This is a genomic window from Desulfurivibrio modestus (assembly GCF_044068625.1).
Classification (GTDB): Bacteria; Desulfobacterota; Desulfobulbia; order Desulfobulbales; family Desulfurivibrionaceae; genus Desulfurivibrio.
In genome coordinates this window covers 1-1,363 of record NZ_JBIPKH010000063.1, presented here as the reverse complement: position 1 = coordinate 1,363, position 1,363 = coordinate 1, and the positions used below count along the sequence as shown (strand labels likewise).

Sequence of the window (1,363 nt, the reverse complement as noted above, 5' to 3'; positions counted from 1 at the left end):
TGTATATGACTGCGCTAAAGGATGTCAGTAATGTCATCGTAGGGGTAAGTGCCATACTAACCGCTCTATCGATTTATTGGGATACTGGTTCTTTGTGGAAAGGGCTGGGTGCGGGAATGATAGACCTTGCGCTAGCTGCTCTTGCTACAGCGGCGGCTACAGCTGTGTTCAGCTTACTTATAGGATATGCTTCTCCAGTCTTGGTTTCAGTTTTTGTCGTGCTCAGTGTCGCCTATATAACCTCTTGGATTAAGGCGACTATAATTGACATTCTTATTCTGGCTGGCGGTATAACCAATATTAGGTTTGCAAAATGTACAACCCGTGAGCTTTTGGTGAATTATGGCAAAATTTAGTCTTGGAGTAACAGCCAAAAAACTGACCCAATGCCGTTGGTGTCTCCCGGGATATATCCTTTTTGTTATCTGGTTTTTTCACTGGGTTGGATTCATGGGAGTTTCTGTCGTTTCCATAGTGATGATTATACAAATATTTTTTTCTGACCACCCGTCTATGCCCCCTCCTATTCCTACGCATGAGGCTGTTGTTGTAATATTTTTTTATGTTTTTATTTTACTATTATGGCGGTTAAGCCTTTGCGTTAAGTCAGACATACGTCAGGCGGTTACTGATATGGGTGGAAGCTTCTTTGCTGAGAAGCGGCTTGTCAAGGGACGCGTTGGTACGGTTGCCTATGAGATTCAAATTGAAAAACCATTTTTTAATATTCATGTCTACCCGGAAGGGTTTAGTAAAAGAATGGTATGCGGAAATGAAGTTAGAATGTTACAGGTTGGTGGATATTTCCCACCCAAATACATGCGGAGGCTGTCCGAGATCAGATTGCGGATCGACCTCGAAAAGCCCCTATCCCGTCGAGTGCGACTCTGCCCGGGGAATTCCGAAAACGAGATTATCGATGATAACCTTGCGATAACCAGTCAATGGCGGCGTGCTTTTGAGGAATCTTTTGGCACTGAGACGGGCGACTGGGAGATAGAACTGGAGCAAAACCGCCTTTCGGTCCTGATCAGAAGTGGCACCTGGGAGGGGACCACCTTCGCGGGCAAGGTACGCAAGGGAATTGAGTTAATGCACCAGATGGCTGACGATTTGGCTTCCATAGGACACCTGGAGACCAATTAGCAAGGTCCACCCATGTGCGAATGAAGCAGAGCTGGGCACCGGAACCATCCCTTGGGCCCAGCTCAACAACCGCAAGGTGACGCTTTCCTTCCGGCCGGCCACCGAGGCGGATGAGGAGGCGCTGCTGGCGCTGCTGCCCGAGGGCGAGGTCACCGATATCAGCCAGTTGCCCACCAGCATTCCGGCCTACCTGATCCGGGTCACCCCGGAGCTGACG

Annotated in this window: 2 protein-coding genes; both read left to right on the top strand. The window is 48.7% G+C overall.

The features are described from left to right. The coding region (locus tag ACHHRT_RS13790) for a hypothetical protein (RefSeq protein ID WP_395500348.1) at nucleotides 1-356 on the top strand (356 nt) is incomplete at its 5' end. Then, a complete protein-coding gene (locus ACHHRT_RS13785) occupies nucleotides 343-1,146 on the top strand; it encodes a hypothetical protein (RefSeq protein WP_395500347.1) in 804 nt (267 codons plus the stop codon). The genes ACHHRT_RS13790 and ACHHRT_RS13785, both read left to right, overlap by 14 nt. The last annotated feature ends 217 nt before the right edge of the window (nucleotides 1,147-1,363 follow it).